The following is a 13,406-nucleotide window of genomic DNA, read 5'->3' on the forward strand; positions in this document are numbered from 1 at the left end:
GACTAGGCGGTGAGTTCGCGCAGGGTGAGCGCGGCGTCCAGCGCGGCCGCGGCCGCCTGCTCGCCCTTGTTCTCCGCCGAACCCGGCAGGCCCGCACGGTCGAGCGCCTGCTCCTCGGTGTTCACCGTGAGCACGCCATTGGCGACCGGAGTGCCCTCGTCCAGCGACACCCGGGTCAGGCCCGCGGTCACCGAATCGCACACGTACTCGAAATGCGGTGTGCCGCCGCGGATCACGACGCCGAGCGCGACCACCGCGTCATGGCTGCGGGCCAGCGCCTGCGCCACCACGGGCAGCTCCATGGCGCCGGCGACCCGGACCACGGTGATGTCGGCGACGCCCGCCTCGCGGGCGGTCTTCTCCGCGTTCGCGACCAGCGCGTCGCAGATGGTGGTGTGCCAGCGCGAGGCCACGATCCCCAGCTTGAGGTCCTTGGCATCGGCGAGCTCGAAAGCCGGTACGCCGGTACCGCTCATCGTTGTTCCGCCCTCTCGGTTGTCAGTTCGCGGTCTCGCCCAGGTCCAGGTCTTCCAGGCCGACCAGATCGTGGCCCATCCGATCCCGCTTGGTGCGCAGGTACCGCAGATTGTGCTTGTTGGCGCGCACCGGCATGGCCACGCGCTCACTGATGCTCAGACCGTAGCCCTCGATCCCGGCGCGCTTGTCCGGGTTGTTGGTGAGCAGCCGCATCGAGGTGATGCCCAGGTCGACCAGGATCTGCGCGCCGATGCCGTAGTCGCGGGCGTCGGCGGGCAGGCCCAGATCCAGGTTGGCGTCGACCGTGTCCGCGCCGCCGTCCTGCAGCTGGTAGGCCTGCAACTTGTGCAGCAGGCCGATGCCGCGGCCCTCGTGGCCGCGCATGTAGAGCAGCACGCCGCGGCCCTGCTGAGCGATCAGCTCCATGGCGGCGTCGAGCTGCGGGCCGCAGTCGCAGCGCAGCGAGCCGAAGGCGTCGCCGGTGAGGCATTCGGAGTGCACGCGCACCAGCACGTCGGCGCCGTCGCCGATTTCGCCCATCACCAGGGCGACGTGCTCGGCGTCGTCGTACTCGCTCTCGTAACCGATGGCCCGGAAATCACCGAACTCGGTGGGCAGCTTGGCCTCGGCCACCTGCTTGACGTGCTTCTCGTTGCGGCGCCGCCAGGCGATCATGTCGGCGATCGAGATCAGCGCCAGATCGTGTTCGTCGGCGAAGACGCGCAGCTCGTCGGTGCGAGCCATATCGCCTTCGTTCTTCTGGCTGACGATCTCGCAGATGACCCCGGCCGGGCTGAGCCCGGCCATGCGGGCCAGATCCACGGCGGCCTCGGTGTGGCCGGGGCGGCGCAGCACGCCACCGTCCTTGGCGCGCAACGGAACCACGTGCCCCGGACGGGTCAGATCGTCGGACTTGGCGGCGGGGTCGGCCAGCACGCGCATGGTGGTGGCGCGGTCAGCGGCCGAGATACCGGTGCTGATGCCTTCGCGGGCATCGACGGCGACGGTGTAAGCGGTGCCGTGCCGGTCCTGGTTGACCGCGTACATCGGCGGCAGGCCCAGGCGATCGCAGTCCGCGCCGGTGAGCGGCACACAGATGTAACCGGAGGTGTAGCGGATCATGAAGGCCACCAGCTCGGGTGTCGCCTTCTCCGCCGCGAAGATGAGGTCGCCCTCGTTCTCCCGGCCCTCGTCGTCGACGACGACAACCGCCTTACCGGCGGCGATGTCGGCGACTGCGCGCTCTACGGTGTCGAACCTGGTCACGTCTGTTGTGCTCCATCTCGAATTAGGTGCCTCATTACAGTAAGGCAGTGCCCGAATTGCGCCGCCTCCGGCGTCGCGGGTCCGGTCAGCCGCGCTGTACGAGCCGCTCGACGTACTTGGCGATGATGTCGACTTCGAGATTCACGACGGTGCCGACCGGGGCGGTGCCCAGGGTGGTGAGCTCGCGGGTGGTGGGGATGAGCGAGACCTCGAACCAGTCCTTGCTGCCGTCGGCGAAGGCGTCCTCGGCGAGGCCGATGCCGGAGACGGTCAGCGAGATGCCGTCGACGGTGATCGAGCCCTTCTCCACGACGTAACGGGCAATGCTGTCGGGCAACGAGATTCGCACGACCTCCCAGTTCTCGTGCGGGGTGCGCGAGACGATGGTGCCGGTGCCGTCCACGTGACCCTGCACGATGTGGCCGCCCAGCCGGCTGTTCACCGCCGCGGCGCGCTCCAGGTTCACGCGGGAACCCGCGGCCAGGGCGCCGATGCTGGAACGGTCCAGGGTCTCGGCCATCACATCGACGGTGAACGTGTCGCCGACGACCTCGCGGTCCACCACGGTGAGGCAGACGCCGTTGACGGCGATCGAATCACCGTGTCCCGCATCGGAGGTCACCAGGGGGCCGCGGATGGTCAGCCGCGCCGAATCGTCCAGCCGCTCGGTGGCGACGATCTCGCCCAGCTCCTCGACGATGCCTGTGAACATGCGTACCTCTCCCTGATCGCGACTACGTACTCGCTCGAGCCAACAGCGCGCCCCGCACGCGGTATTCCCGCGCGGACGGCCGTCCCCCTCAGCCTAACGACGCGCGGTCGTAGGCGACATGCGGCCTCGTTCACTGGAGCGTTGGATACCGGTGGATGGACGAAATCGGGCATAAGCCAACTTGCGATCAGTAAATTGCCCGAATTGCTCGGAATCCCCTATTGCAGGATCGGAATCGAGTGGATTTATCCATGGCCTGACCAGGCCCAACGCTGGCAGGTACCCAATCCGCGACTCGCTTACACCTGAATCTTGCGCGGCAGCAAAAATGGTCGCAAGATTGTTATGCAGCTGATTCCAACAGTTCAACTCTCCGCGAGCAGTTCAGAGCAGAACGGTCAACGCGTCCACGGCCGGCCGGGCCGGGTGACGATCTACGCCAGCACACGAACCGAAGGAAGGTTGGACCCCGCGCGGGTCGGATCCAGGTGGCACACAACACAATCGGCACAGTCAGGGGTGCGGCGTGACAACGCTTCTCGATTCGACACTCGAAGTTCGCTGCGTGCAGTACCGACGCGAATTTCACCTGCCGGCATCGATCGATCCGACATCACGGCACATCCTGCTGGAGATAGGCGGTCGTTACGGGGCCGTCACCATGCCCGCCGACCTCGGCGAACGCGTCCGCCAGCGACTCACCCAGGCCGATCTGACCGGGCCGGTGGTGCACCACCCCCGGGCTCGGCGCTGGACCTTCATCACCGGTCCCGCCCGGCCCGAGACGCTCAGCACCGCGGTGACCGCGGCCCTGTTCCGGCTCTACGCCACCATCGCCTGCCCGGGCGCCCAGGTCGTGCTCCCCTCCGCCGAGGACGAGCGCACCGGCTACCGCACCTGGATCCGGTCGCCGGAGACCACCGACACGGTGCCGCCGCTGGAATCGGTGATCGAAGCGCTGCTCGAGCACTGAGCGCCGATCCCGGCGGCGTCCGCGAGCTACTGGGCCGACGCCGCCTCGATCGCGATCACCCGCTGCCGCAAGGCTTCCACCGTCGCGGCCGGGTCCGGGGTGCCGTACACCGCGGAACCCGCCACGAAGCAGTCGATTCCGGCCTCGGCGGCCTGCTCGATGGTGTCCATATTGATGCCGCCGTCGATCTCCACCACCAGGCGCAGCTCACCGGCGTCCACCAGGCGGCGCACCTGACGGGCCTTGTCCAGCACGTGCGGGATGAAAGACTGTCCGCCGAAACCGGGTTCGACGCTCATCACCAGCAGGGTGTCGAAATCGCGCAGGATCTCGAGGTAGGGCTCGATCGGGGTGTTCGGCTTCACCGAGAGCCCGGCCTTGGCGCCGGCCGCGCGAATGTCACGGGCGACCGCGATCGGGTTGTCGGTCGCCTCGGCGTGGAAGGTGACGTTGTAGGCGCCCGCCTCCGCGTACCACGGGGCCCAGCGCTCCGGGTCCTCGATCATCAGATGGCAGTCCATCGGAATGTCGGTGACCTTCAGCAGGCTCTCGACAATCGGCGGGCCCATCGTCAGGTTGGGCACGAAATGGTTGTCCATCACATCGACGTGCACCCAGTCCGCGCCCTCGATCGCCCGCAGCTCGGCCGCGAGGTTCGCGAAATCGGCGGACAGGATGGACGGGGCGATCATCGGGGCCGGACGCTGGAACGGGGAGGAAGAGGTGCACACACGCGGCAGTCTATCGGCACCACCGAGTGCGTCCCGCGTCACGGGAATGGCTGATTGCCGCGCACCGGAATGGGTAGCCTCTACAGGGTGATCAACATTTCGGCGGAACAAGGGTTGCGCGGCACACCGGTCGAAATCGGTGTCGCCGCCTCCGTATCCCAGTTGCCCATCGTGCGCGGACTCGCCGAAACCCTGGTGCTGCTCAGCGATTTCACCCTCGACGAGGTGGCCGACATCCGACTCGCCGTCGACGAGGCCGCCTCCACCCTGATCGCCATCGCCGCCCCGGGTTCCACGCTGCAGTGTCTGTTCACCGTCGGCGAGTCCGACCTGATCGTGCGGGTCCGCGGCACCGCCGCCACCGAAGGGCTACCCGACCAGCGCAGCTTCGGCTGGCACGTCCTGCGGACCCTGTCCGACGAGGTCACCGCCACCCAGGAACCCTTCGATCCGGCCATCTCCGGATACCCGACGGCGGTGGAGTTCCGGCGGGTCCGGGGGAAGGCGTAGTGACCGGAGAAGACGTGTTCTCATCCCCCGACGACGCGGCCCGGCCCGAGGATCCGACCGCCGACACCGAAGCCCCCGAAAGCCCCGAACCCGAAGAACCGGCCGAGGACGCCGCCGAGGAGACCGTCGACGCCGAGGAGGCGGAGGAGGTCGCGCGCAGCGTCTCCGGCTACGACGACGTCGCGCTGCTCTTCGAGGAACTCGCGGCCGCCGCACCAGGATCCGCGCGACGCGCCGCCCTGCGCTCACAGCTGATCAACCGGTGCATCCCGCTGGCCGACCACATCGCCCGCAAATTCAGCGGCCGCGGTGAGCCTTTCGACGACCTCACCCAGGTCGCGCGGGTCGGGCTGGTGCACGCGGTGGACCGGTTCGACATCTCCCGCGGCTCGAACTTCCTGTCCTTCGCGGTGCCCACCATCATGGGCGAGGTGCGGCGCTACTTCCGCGACAACACCTGGGCCATGCGGGTGCCGCGGCGCGTCAAGGAAACCCACCTGCGCATCGGCTCCGCCATCGACGCGCTCTCCCAGCAGCTGGGGCGCTCCCCCACCGCCAAGGAGATCGCCGCCGCGCTCGACATCGACGCCGACGAGGTCACCCAGGCGGTCATCGCCGGAAACGCCTACCAGCCCAGCAGCATCGACGCCGTCTCCGTCGGCCGCGACACCGAGGCCTCACTGCTCGACACCCTCGGCGAGGAGGAATCCCAATTCGACCGCGTCGAGGAGTACGTCGCCATCCGCCCGCTGCTGGCCGGTCTGCCGGAACGTGAACGCCGCATCCTGACCATGCGATTCTTCGAATCCATGACCCAGACGCAGATCGCCCAGCAGATGGGGATCTCGCAGATGCACGTCTCCCGCATCCTGTCCAAGACGCTGGCCCGCCTGCGGGAGCAGTCCGCCCGCGAGTGACCCCGCCGACCGGGGCGTCGGATCTCGACGGACCAGCCTGCACACGAAACACGCGAAAGCCCCTGTGGCGGTGAGTAGTTCACGCCGCAGGGGCTTTCGGCGTTCGAGTCGCTACGCGTCCAACGGTTTGCGCAGGGCCGCGAGGAACATGGCGTCGGTGCCGTGGCGGTGCGGCCACAGCTGGGCGCCAGGGCCGTCGCCGAGTTCCGGGACGCCGGGGAGCAGCTCGCGGGTGTCGAGCTGTTCGGCGCCAGTGCGGCGGACCATGTCGGACACCACCGAAACCGTCTCCGGCAGGTGCGGAGAACAGGTCGAGTAGACCACCACGCCACCCGGGCGGACGAGATCCCATGCGGCGGTGAGCAGTTCACGCTGCAAGGTGACCAGGTCGCGGACGTCGGAGGGCTGGCGGCGCCAGCGGGCCTCCGGGCGGCGGCGCAGCGCGCCCAGACCGGTACAGGGCGCGTCCACGAGGATGCGGTCGAAGCCCGGGGTCAGGCCCGAGTCACGGCCGTCGGCGACGTGGACGTCGACCGGCATGCCGCGAGTTGCCTTGCGAACCAGGTCGGCACGGTGCTCGGCCGGTTCGACGGCATCGACGCGGAAGCCGTCGATCTCGGCGATCGAGGCCAGCAGTGCGGTCTTGCCGCCCGGACCCGCGCACAGGTCCAGCCAGCGACCGCCGTCCTCACCCTCGAGCGGCGCCCGGGTGACGGCCAGGGCCACCAGCTGACTGCCCTCGTCCTGCACCGCGGCCATGCCCTCGCGAACCGGTTCCAGCTTCGCCGGATCACCGCCGTCGAGGTACACCGCGTACGGCGACCAGCGGCCTTCCTCGCCGCCGGTGATCAGCGCCAGCTCCTCGGCGGTCATATCGCCGGGCCGCGCCACCAGGTGCACCAGCGGCCGCGCGTCGTCCGCTTCGAGCACGTCGCGCAGCTCGCCCGCCCGCACGCCGAGCGCGTCCGCGAACGCCTGCGCGATCCACACCGGATGCGCGAACTCGAACGCCAAGTGCCCCAGCGGATCCGACGGCGCGAGCCGCTCCACCCATTCCTCCGGAGTGCGCTCGGCCACCCGCCGCAGCACCGCGTTCACGAACCCGGCCCGGCCCTGCCCGTACTCGGCCCGCACCAATGCCACCGTCGTGTCGACGGCCGCATGCGCCCCGATCCGGGTCCGCAACAACTGATACGTGCCCAACCGCAGCGCGTCCAGCAGCGGTCCATCGATCTCCTCGACGGCCCGCCCCGCACAGTCGGCGATCACCGCGTCCAGCAACCCCACCGACCGCGAGGCGCCATAAGTCAACTCGGTCGCCAGCGCCGCGTCCCGCCCGCTGATCTTCCGCTCCCGCAACAATCCCGGCAGCACCAGATTCGCGTAGGCATCCCGCTCCCGCACCGCCCGCAGCACATCCCGCGCCACGATCCGCACCGGATCGGCCCCCGCCTTCTCCGCCCGCCGAGCCGCCGCGGCACCGGGCTCGCCGCCCCGCGCACCGGCGTCTACCCGCTTACCACCCCGGTCGCCGTGCGAAGCCCGCGCGCTGTCGGAGGACTTACCCCGTCCACCGCCACCTGCACCACGCTTGCCACCGAACGAGTCGCCGCCCCGGCCGCCGCCGGACGCACCACGCCGGTCATCCCCGAATGAGCGCCCACCGGACCGCGAATCGCGGTCGCCGGCGAATCCACCGCGCTGGTCCTCGTTCCGACGTCCGCCACCGGACCGCTCGCCGCCGGTGCGGTCGCCGGAGCTGTCGCGACCGGCGTCGCCGAAGGAGCGTCCGCGCGGGCCTCCGCCCGGACGATTCGATCCCGAATCGCGTTCTCCGCCGCCATATCCGCCGCGGCGGTCGTCGGTGCGACCGCGATCTCCGGTGTCGCCACGGCCGCCGCCCTCGCGCCGGCCGTAGCCTTCGCGGCCGCGCAGGCCGCCGGAGGAGCGGTTCGAGCCCGAATCACGGTCTCCGGCGGGGCGATCGCCACGGCCGTAGCCCGCGCGACGGTCGCCGCTGTCGGAGCCGCGGGTCGGGTTCGAGTCGTCGGCCGCCCCGGCCGAGGAGCGGCGGAAGGGGCGGCGGGGAGGGTTGTTGTCGGGGTTGGTCATTCGGTCACCGTGCCCGGTTCCAGACGAGCGCCACGGGCCCAGTCCAGGGCGGGCATCATGCGCTTGCCCTGGGGCTGAACCTGGGTGAGGCGCACCGCGGTGGTGGCGGTGCCGATGAAGACGCCCGACTTGCGCACGTCGATGGTGCGGGGCGGGAGGGTTTCCTCCACGAGCTCGACCGGGCCGAGTTTGAGGCGTTTGCCGTCGATCTCGGTGAAGGCGCCGGGCGCGGGGGTGACCGCGCGGATACGGCGGGAGATGGCGAGGGCCGGCTGGTCCCAGCGGATACGGCCCGCTTCCGGTTCCACCTTGGGGGCGTAGGAGATGCCGTCCAGCGGCTGCGGAACCGCTTGCACGGTGCCGTCTTCCACGGCGTCGAGAGTGGATTCCAGCAGTACCGAGCCACTGTCGGCGAGACGCTCGAGCAGGGTGCCCGCGGTGTCGACGGGCGCGACCTTCTCGGTCATGGTGCCGAAGACGGGCCCAGTGTCGAGACCCTTCTCGATGAGGAAGGTGGACGCCCCGGTGTATTCGTCACCGGCCAGCAGCGCCGACTGCACCGGCGCCGCGCCGCGCCAGGCGGGCAACAGCGAGAAGTGCAGGTTGATCCAGCCGAACCGGGGAATCGCGAGCACCGTTTCGGGCAGCAGCGCGCCGTAGGCCACCACCGGGCAGCAGTCCGGCGCGAGTTCGGTGAGCTGGGCGATGAATTCGGGCTCGGACGGCTTGCGCGGCGTGAACACCGGAATCCCGTGTTCGTCGGCCAGCTGCCCGATGGGCGAGCGGGTGATCTTGCGGCCGCGCCCGGCCACCGCGTCCGGCCGGGTCACCACCCCAACCACTTCGTGCCGCTCGGATTCGATGAGTCGCCGCAGCGACGGCACCGCCGGTTCGGGGGTTCCCGCGAAGACCAGACGCATATCAGCGGCTCCGTTCCCGGCTACCGGCCGAGGCGCGGCGACCGCCGCCGATCTCGGACGCGGGCAGCACCGTGATTCCCTGTGTGAACCAAGACGATTCGCGAATCGTGCGCATGGCCTCCTTGCGGAAGGCCGACTCCAGCCGCTGCAGGAACAGCACGCCGTCGAGGTGGTCGGTCTCGTGCTGCACGCAGCGCGCCAGCAGCCCTTCGGCCCGGAACTCCACCGGCTTGCCCTCCAGGTCGACACCGCGCGCCAGCACGGTCATCGGCCGGGTCACGTCGAAACGGACGCCCGGGATCGACAGGCAGCCCTCGGGCCCGGTCTGGGTCTCCTCGCCCTCGACCTCGAAGACGGGGTTGATCAGATGGCCCTGGGCGTCGCCGGTGTCGTAGACGAAGACCCGCAGCCCGACCCCGATCTGCGGGGCGGCCATGCCGACGCCCCCGCTCTCGTACATGGTGTCGATGAGGTCGGTGACCAGCTGGCGCACCTCCCGGTCGAACGTCTCGACCTCCGCCGCGCGGGCGCGCAGGATCGGATCGCCGAACAGGCGGACAGGCTGGATGGTCACGGGCAGCTCCCGATAGCGAACGAATACGGTCGTCTCATTTTACGGACGCCCGTGACCACCCTGATCAGGAATGCGCCGCCAACACGACATCGCTGATCCCGGTGCCGAACGGCACCGGCACGCAGGCCGGTGTCACGGCGTGTCCGGGATCGAGCAGATTGACCGCCAGCTGTTGCGCGAACGGGTCGTAGACCAGGTGGAAATGCCCGGTCAGGTCGGCCTCGCACAGATCCTGCAGCACGATATTGGTCGCGCCCGGACCGCGCAGGGCGATATTGGTGTTGGGTTGGATCATCTCATCCACCCGGCTGCCGATGGTCGTGTATTTCACACCCGGCACCGTGTCGCCACCCGCGTTGAGGTCGGTGATGAACGGCGATCCCGCGGCCTGCTGGACCGCGGCGAGCGAGGAACCGAACTCGACGAGTTTGTAGATCCCCGGCACCGCGTCGGCGATCGGCACCAACCCGTACATGATCCCGCCGTAACTGGGCGAGGCCATACCGATCCACTGCCCGACCTTGGGCGCGCCGCCGAGTTTGTTGATCCAGTAGCGAGTCACGCTCGCGCCCTGGGAGAAACCGACCAGATCCACCTGCGTGGCCCCCGTGGCGGCGAGCACCTGGTCGACGAAGACGCCGATCTGCGCGGAGCTGGCCCACACGTCCTCGGTGCCGAAGGTGTCCTTGCCGGGCTTGCCGCCGTAATTCAGGGCGAAGACGCAGATCCCGGCCTTGGCGAGCAGCGGACTCAGGCCCGACCAGTCGGAGTAGGCCGAGGAATCGGTGCCGTGGGCCAGGATCACCGGCCGCGGGTGTTCGGCGGTCGGTTTGCAGCCGAAGTCGTTGGCGCCCTGGGGCGCAGCGTCCGGATGCTCTTTCAGATACTTGGCCGCCGCCAGATGCCCGGTCTGCGGCGGCCCCTGCTGAGCAGGCACCCGCAGGACCGGTGCGGCGGCCGGTTCGGCGTGCGCGTAGGTCCCCGACGGGGTGGCGGCCGTACCGATCACGGCGGCCGCCAGCGCCACTACCCCCACCGGCGCGGCGCGGCGCAAGAATCCGCGCGTCCGGTTCCTCTTTTGTCCCATGTCACAAGATCGCATGGGGCGCTGTTGTCCCATGTCACGATCTTGGCCCGTTTCGAGCCGAAAGTCCCGGTGGTTTCCGGTGATTCGGACCCGTCACTTTTCGGGTGTGTCGTCCTCGGCGAGGATCCGGTACAGCGAACGGCGAGCTTCGGTGAGCACCTCGGCCGCCTTGGCCGCCTGATCCTTGGTGCCGACGGCGGCCACCTGGGCCACCGCGCCCATCAGCTGACCGACCAGTCCGCGCAGGTCCAGGGCCTGATCACCGACGCCGTCCTTGACGTCCTGCCAGGGGTCGCCCAGATCGGTGCGATTGGCCTCGACGTACTCGACTCCGGCCGCGGTGAGCTTGGCCGTCTTGCGACCCGACACCTTCTCGATGAGCACCAGGCCCTCGTCCTCGAGCTGAGCCAGCGCGGGGTAGATGGAGCCGGGGCTGGGACGCCAGACATCCTCGCTGCGTTCGCGAATCTGCTGGATCAGCTCGTAGCCGTGCATGGGCTGCTCCTGCAGCAGGAGCAGGATGGCGGCGCGGACATCGCCGCGCCGGCCACGTCCGCCGCGACCGCGACCGCGACCGAAGTGCGGACCGGGGCCGAAGCCGGGACCGAAGTCCGGGCCGAATCCACGGCCGTGGCCGTGGCGGTGCGGGCCGAATTCACCACGCGGGCCGCGGGGCCCGCCTCGACGCATCCGCGGATGTTCGGGGCCCTGCTGCTCGTCGCCGCGTCGCCGCCAGGGGCCGCGGCCCCGTTCGATGTTGTCCATGTGTTCCATGGTCGTGCCTCCTTCAAGGCTCGTCGTTGCATTTGCTGCTATCGACGATATATCGACAATCTATCCGCAGCAAGGGTGAACTGGAACACGAACCGACCAGTTTGGAGGTTATGGGGTCAGGAGGTCGTGCGCGCGGACCGCATCCCACAGGCCGGTCGCGCGCTCGTCCGTCGGCAGCGGGTCGACCAGGGCGAACGCGCAGCCCAGGGCCTTGGCGCCACCGTCGGCCTCGAGGCTGTCGCCGACCATGAGGGCCCGACCGGGAGCGACGCCGAGGCCGTCCAGGGCAGCCTCGAAGATGCGGGCATCCGGCTTCATGGCGCCGACTTCGTACGACAACGCGAATTCATCGATATATCGGAGCCAGCCGCGGTCGGCGAAGGCCGGGCGGATGTCGAAGGCGATATTGCTGACCACACCCACGCGCAGACCAGCCTCGTGGAGTGCGCGCAGCACTTCACCGGTGTCCGAGTAGGGCGTCCACTCCCCGGCGTCGCGCATGAGTTCGTAGAGCCGGATCGCCTGTGCGGCGGGGACGCCGGATTGCTCGAGCACCTGGAGGTAGGCGCGGCGGTGCAGCGCGGGATCGAGATCCCGGTTCTCCCAGGCGTATTGACCTTCGGCGTCGAACTCGACGAATTGGCCGACCGGGGCGGTCATGCGGCGCATGATTTCGGCGATCTCATGACTGTCGAGCAGGCGGCCGCCGGCATCGGTGAGGCGCGCGCCATGGAACGCCGCGTCGTCGAATCGGAAGAGCGTGCCGGAGAAGTCGAACAGCACCGCGTCGATCGCCATGCCGCCACCCTACACAGCAAACGCATAGCTAACCGTCAAGCTCACCCTACTCCTCAACTTGTCTGAGGAGTTTGCTAGGCTCGGGACATGACGGACCCGGTGCTGAACGTGAACGACGTGACGGTGGTACGGAGCGGAAACACTATCCTGCAAGGGGTTTCGCTCACCGTGCGCGCCGGCGAGCACTGGGCACTGCTGGGCCCCAATGGCGCGGGCAAGACCACGCTGCTGCGCATGCTCGGCGCGTTGGAACATCCCACCAAGGGCGCTGTGGAGGTGCTCGGGCAGCGGCTGGGGCGCGTCGACATGCGTGCGCTGCGGGCCGGCATCGGGCACGTCGATCCGCGCCATGTGCCCAGTGGCGCACTCACCGTGCGCGAGGTCGTGCTGACCGGTGCGACCAATACCGCCGCCCTGATCCCCCGCTGGCGGGCCTCCCCCGAACAGCTGGCCGAGGCGGACCGCCTGGTCGATCTGCTGGGCCTGTCGCACCGCCGCGACGCGGACTGGCAGATCCTGTCCCAGGGCCAGCGCGGCCGCACCCTGATCGCCCGTGCCCTCATGCCCAGCCCGCGCCTGCTGTTGCTCGACGAACCGGCCACCGGGCTGGATCTGGCCGGGCGCGAACAACTTCTGGAGCGCGTCGACCTGCTGCAACGCTCCCACCCGGAGCTGGCGTCGGTGCTGGTGACCCATCATCTGGAGGAACTCCCGCCCGGCACCACCCACGCCATGTTGCTGCGCGATGGCCGCACGGTCGCCGCCGGCGCGGTCGACGAGGTGATCACCACCGCCCACATCAGCACCTGCTTCGACCATCCGGTGCGGATTCTGCGCGACGAGGGCCGCTGGAGTGTCAGACCTGTTCAGCCGCAACTGAACTGATCCGCGGTCGTCGGCTCAGGTCGCCGGGGCCAGCGAGTCGATCCAGCGTTCCAGGCGAGCGCCCTCGGCCGCCATCATGGCCGGGTCGCGGAAAGTATTCGTGAGCAGGGAAATCCCCTGATAGGCGGCCAGCAGGGCGACCGCCAGTTCACGAGAGTCACTGCGCCCCATGGCCGCGAACTGCGCGTCGATCCACTCCAGCAGACCGCGCATGACAGCGGCGAGCTCGCGGTCGAGGCCGTCCGCCCGCTTGTCCAGTTCGGTGGCGAGAGTGCCCGAGGGGCAACCGAACCGGGCGGCGACCTCCCGCTGCTCGACCCAGCCGCGCACCAGCGCCTTCAAACGCGCCGCGGGGGCGTCGATCTCGCCCAGAGCGGTGATGATCTCCTGAGCCGTGCGCGCGTGCGCGCCGATCGCAGCCTGGACCAGCTGATCCTTGGTCTTGAAGTAGTAGTACACATTGCCGACCGGCACATCGGCCGCGCGCGCGATATCGGCGATGGTCGTCTTCTCCACGCCTTGCTCGTGGAAGACCTTGGCGGCGGCATCCGAGAGCCGCTCGCGCTTCCCCGTCGCCCGCACCACTGAGTCAGTCATACGACTAACTATAGACAACGGCCGGTCATGTGGCCTATCGTTCGATTTAGTCAGCCAACTAACTCAGGAGTGA

At 69.2% G+C, this 13,406-nt stretch carries 15 protein-coding genes; 4 read left to right on the top strand and 11 right to left on the bottom strand.

The features are described 5' to 3' along the window. Positions 1 to 2: 2 nt before the first annotated feature. The 3 genes from ribH to ABZ382_RS03365 form a co-directional block, all read right to left on the bottom strand. Positions 3 to 476 carry a 6,7-dimethyl-8-ribityllumazine synthase gene (gene ribH / locus ABZ382_RS03355; RefSeq protein WP_357083247.1) on the bottom strand — a complete coding sequence of 158 codons (474 nt, stop codon included), beginning with the start codon at positions 474 to 476 and terminating at the stop codon, positions 3 to 5. A gap of 22 nt (positions 477 to 498) precedes the next feature. After that, complete coding sequence (locus ABZ382_RS03360) at positions 499 to 1,743, bottom strand: bifunctional 3,4-dihydroxy-2-butanone-4-phosphate synthase/GTP cyclohydrolase II (protein WP_357083250.1); 1,245 nt, start codon at positions 1,741 to 1,743, stop codon at positions 499 to 501. A gap of 85 nt (positions 1,744 to 1,828) precedes the next feature. Then, positions 1,829 to 2,455 carry a riboflavin synthase gene (locus tag ABZ382_RS03365; protein ID WP_357083253.1) on the bottom strand — a complete coding sequence of 209 codons (627 nt, stop codon included), beginning with the start codon at positions 2,453 to 2,455 and terminating at the stop codon, positions 1,829 to 1,831. Positions 2,456 to 3,116: 661 nt separating this feature from the next. Here ABZ382_RS03365 and ABZ382_RS03370 point away from each other — a divergent pair. Continuing rightward, the gene (locus tag ABZ382_RS03370) at positions 3,117 to 3,428 is read left to right on the top strand and encodes a hypothetical protein (RefSeq protein WP_357083256.1); all 312 of its coding nucleotides are present in this window, start codon (positions 3,117 to 3,119) and stop codon (positions 3,426 to 3,428) included. 26 nt (positions 3,429 to 3,454) lie between these two features. On the opposite strand, the gene rpe is transcribed toward ABZ382_RS03370, so the two are convergent. Further along, positions 3,455 to 4,120, bottom strand: a complete 666-nt coding sequence (gene rpe / locus ABZ382_RS03375; protein WP_357084016.1) for a ribulose-phosphate 3-epimerase — start codon at positions 4,118 to 4,120, stop codon at positions 3,455 to 3,457. Positions 4,121 to 4,246: 126 nt separating this feature from the next. On the opposite strand from rpe, the gene ABZ382_RS03380 reads away from it, so the two are divergent. Both ABZ382_RS03380 and ABZ382_RS03385 read left to right on the top strand, forming a co-directional pair. Further along, positions 4,247 to 4,669 (top strand): anti-sigma factor, encoded by a 423-nt coding sequence (locus ABZ382_RS03380; RefSeq protein ID WP_357083259.1) that lies wholly within the window; start codon positions 4,247 to 4,249, stop codon positions 4,667 to 4,669. Further along, positions 4,669 to 5,586, top strand: coding sequence for a SigB/SigF/SigG family RNA polymerase sigma factor (locus ABZ382_RS03385; protein WP_357083261.1), 918 nt, complete (start codon positions 4,669 to 4,671; stop codon positions 5,584 to 5,586). Before ABZ382_RS03380 ends, ABZ382_RS03385 begins: the two co-directional genes overlap by 1 nt. Positions 5,587 to 5,697: 111 nt before the next feature. On the opposite strand, the gene ABZ382_RS03390 is transcribed toward ABZ382_RS03385, so the two are convergent. The 6 genes from ABZ382_RS03390 to ABZ382_RS03415 all read right to left on the bottom strand — a co-directional run bounded on the left by ABZ382_RS03390 (position 5,698) and on the right by ABZ382_RS03415 (position 11,851). Continuing rightward, a complete protein-coding gene (locus ABZ382_RS03390) occupies positions 5,698 to 7,023 on the bottom strand; it encodes a transcription antitermination factor NusB (protein ID WP_357084018.1) in 1,326 nt (441 codons plus the stop codon). A gap of 671 nt (positions 7,024 to 7,694) precedes the next feature. Next, positions 7,695 to 8,618 (bottom strand): methionyl-tRNA formyltransferase, encoded by a 924-nt coding sequence (gene fmt / locus ABZ382_RS03395; RefSeq protein ID WP_357083264.1) that lies wholly within the window; start codon positions 8,616 to 8,618, stop codon positions 7,695 to 7,697. 1 nt (position 8,619) lies between these two features. After that, a complete protein-coding gene (def, locus tag ABZ382_RS03400) occupies positions 8,620 to 9,192 on the bottom strand; it encodes a peptide deformylase (RefSeq protein WP_357083267.1) in 573 nt (190 codons plus the stop codon). 64 nt (positions 9,193 to 9,256) lie between these two features. Beyond that, entirely contained in the window at positions 9,257 to 10,279 is a 1,023-nt protein-coding gene (locus ABZ382_RS03405; protein WP_357083271.1) for an alpha/beta fold hydrolase, read from the bottom strand. 93 nt (positions 10,280 to 10,372) lie between these two features. Further along, positions 10,373 to 10,969, bottom strand: a complete 597-nt coding sequence (locus ABZ382_RS03410; protein ID WP_357084021.1) for a PadR family transcriptional regulator — start codon at positions 10,967 to 10,969, stop codon at positions 10,373 to 10,375. A gap of 192 nt (positions 10,970 to 11,161) precedes the next feature. Further along, a complete protein-coding gene (locus ABZ382_RS03415) occupies positions 11,162 to 11,851 on the bottom strand; it encodes an HAD-IA family hydrolase (RefSeq protein WP_357083274.1) in 690 nt (229 codons plus the stop codon). Between the two features lie 87 nt (positions 11,852 to 11,938). Here ABZ382_RS03415 and ABZ382_RS03420 point away from each other — a divergent pair, with 87 nt between their 5' ends. After that, positions 11,939 to 12,736: an ATP-binding cassette domain-containing protein gene (locus tag ABZ382_RS03420; protein ID WP_357083277.1), complete on the top strand. Its 798-nt coding sequence runs from the start codon at positions 11,939 to 11,941 to the stop codon at positions 12,734 to 12,736. 15 nt (positions 12,737 to 12,751) lie between these two features. Here ABZ382_RS03420 and ABZ382_RS03425 read toward each other — a convergent pair whose 3' ends face one another. After that, the gene (locus ABZ382_RS03425; RefSeq protein ID WP_357083280.1) at positions 12,752 to 13,333 is read right to left on the bottom strand and encodes a TetR/AcrR family transcriptional regulator; all 582 of its coding nucleotides are present in this window, start codon (positions 13,331 to 13,333) and stop codon (positions 12,752 to 12,754) included. Positions 13,334 to 13,406: the final 73 nt, after the last annotated feature.

This window comes from Nocardia sp. NPDC005825 (genome assembly GCF_040630175.1).
In the GTDB taxonomy this organism is placed as follows: Bacteria; Actinomycetota; Actinomycetes; order Mycobacteriales; family Mycobacteriaceae; genus Nocardia.

Bases quoted from the DNA above. Each gene is read 5' to 3' on its own strand.
- ABZ382_RS03410 (WP_357084021.1), bottom strand. From the start codon at position 10,969: ATGCGTCGAGGCGGGCCCCGCGGCCCGCGTGGTGAATTCGGCCCGCAC.
- ABZ382_RS03425 (WP_357083280.1), bottom strand. From the start codon at position 13,333: ATGACTGACTCAGTGGTGCGGGCGACGGGGAAGCGCGAGCGGCTCTCG.
- ABZ382_RS03370 (WP_357083256.1), top strand. From the start codon at position 3,117: ATGCCCGCCGACCTCGGCGAACGCGTCCGCCAGCGACTCACCCAGGCC.
- fmt (WP_357083264.1), bottom strand. From the start codon at position 8,618: ATGCGTCTGGTCTTCGCGGGAACCCCCGAACCGGCGGTGCCGTCGCTG.
- rpe (WP_357084016.1), bottom strand. From the start codon at position 4,120: ATGATCGCCCCGTCCATCCTGTCCGCCGATTTCGCGAACCTCGCGGCC.
- ABZ382_RS03405 (WP_357083271.1), bottom strand. From the start codon at position 10,279: ATGGGACAAAAGAGGAACCGGACGCGCGGATTCTTGCGCCGCGCCGCG.
- ribH (WP_357083247.1), bottom strand. From the start codon at position 476: ATGAGCGGTACCGGCGTACCGGCTTTCGAGCTCGCCGATGCCAAGGAC.
- ABZ382_RS03365 (WP_357083253.1), bottom strand. From the start codon at position 2,455: ATGTTCACAGGCATCGTCGAGGAGCTGGGCGAGATCGTCGCCACCGAG.
- ABZ382_RS03420 (WP_357083277.1), top strand. From the start codon at position 11,939: ATGACGGACCCGGTGCTGAACGTGAACGACGTGACGGTGGTACGGAGC.
- ABZ382_RS03415 (WP_357083274.1), bottom strand. From the start codon at position 11,851: ATGGCGATCGACGCGGTGCTGTTCGACTTCTCCGGCACGCTCTTCCGA.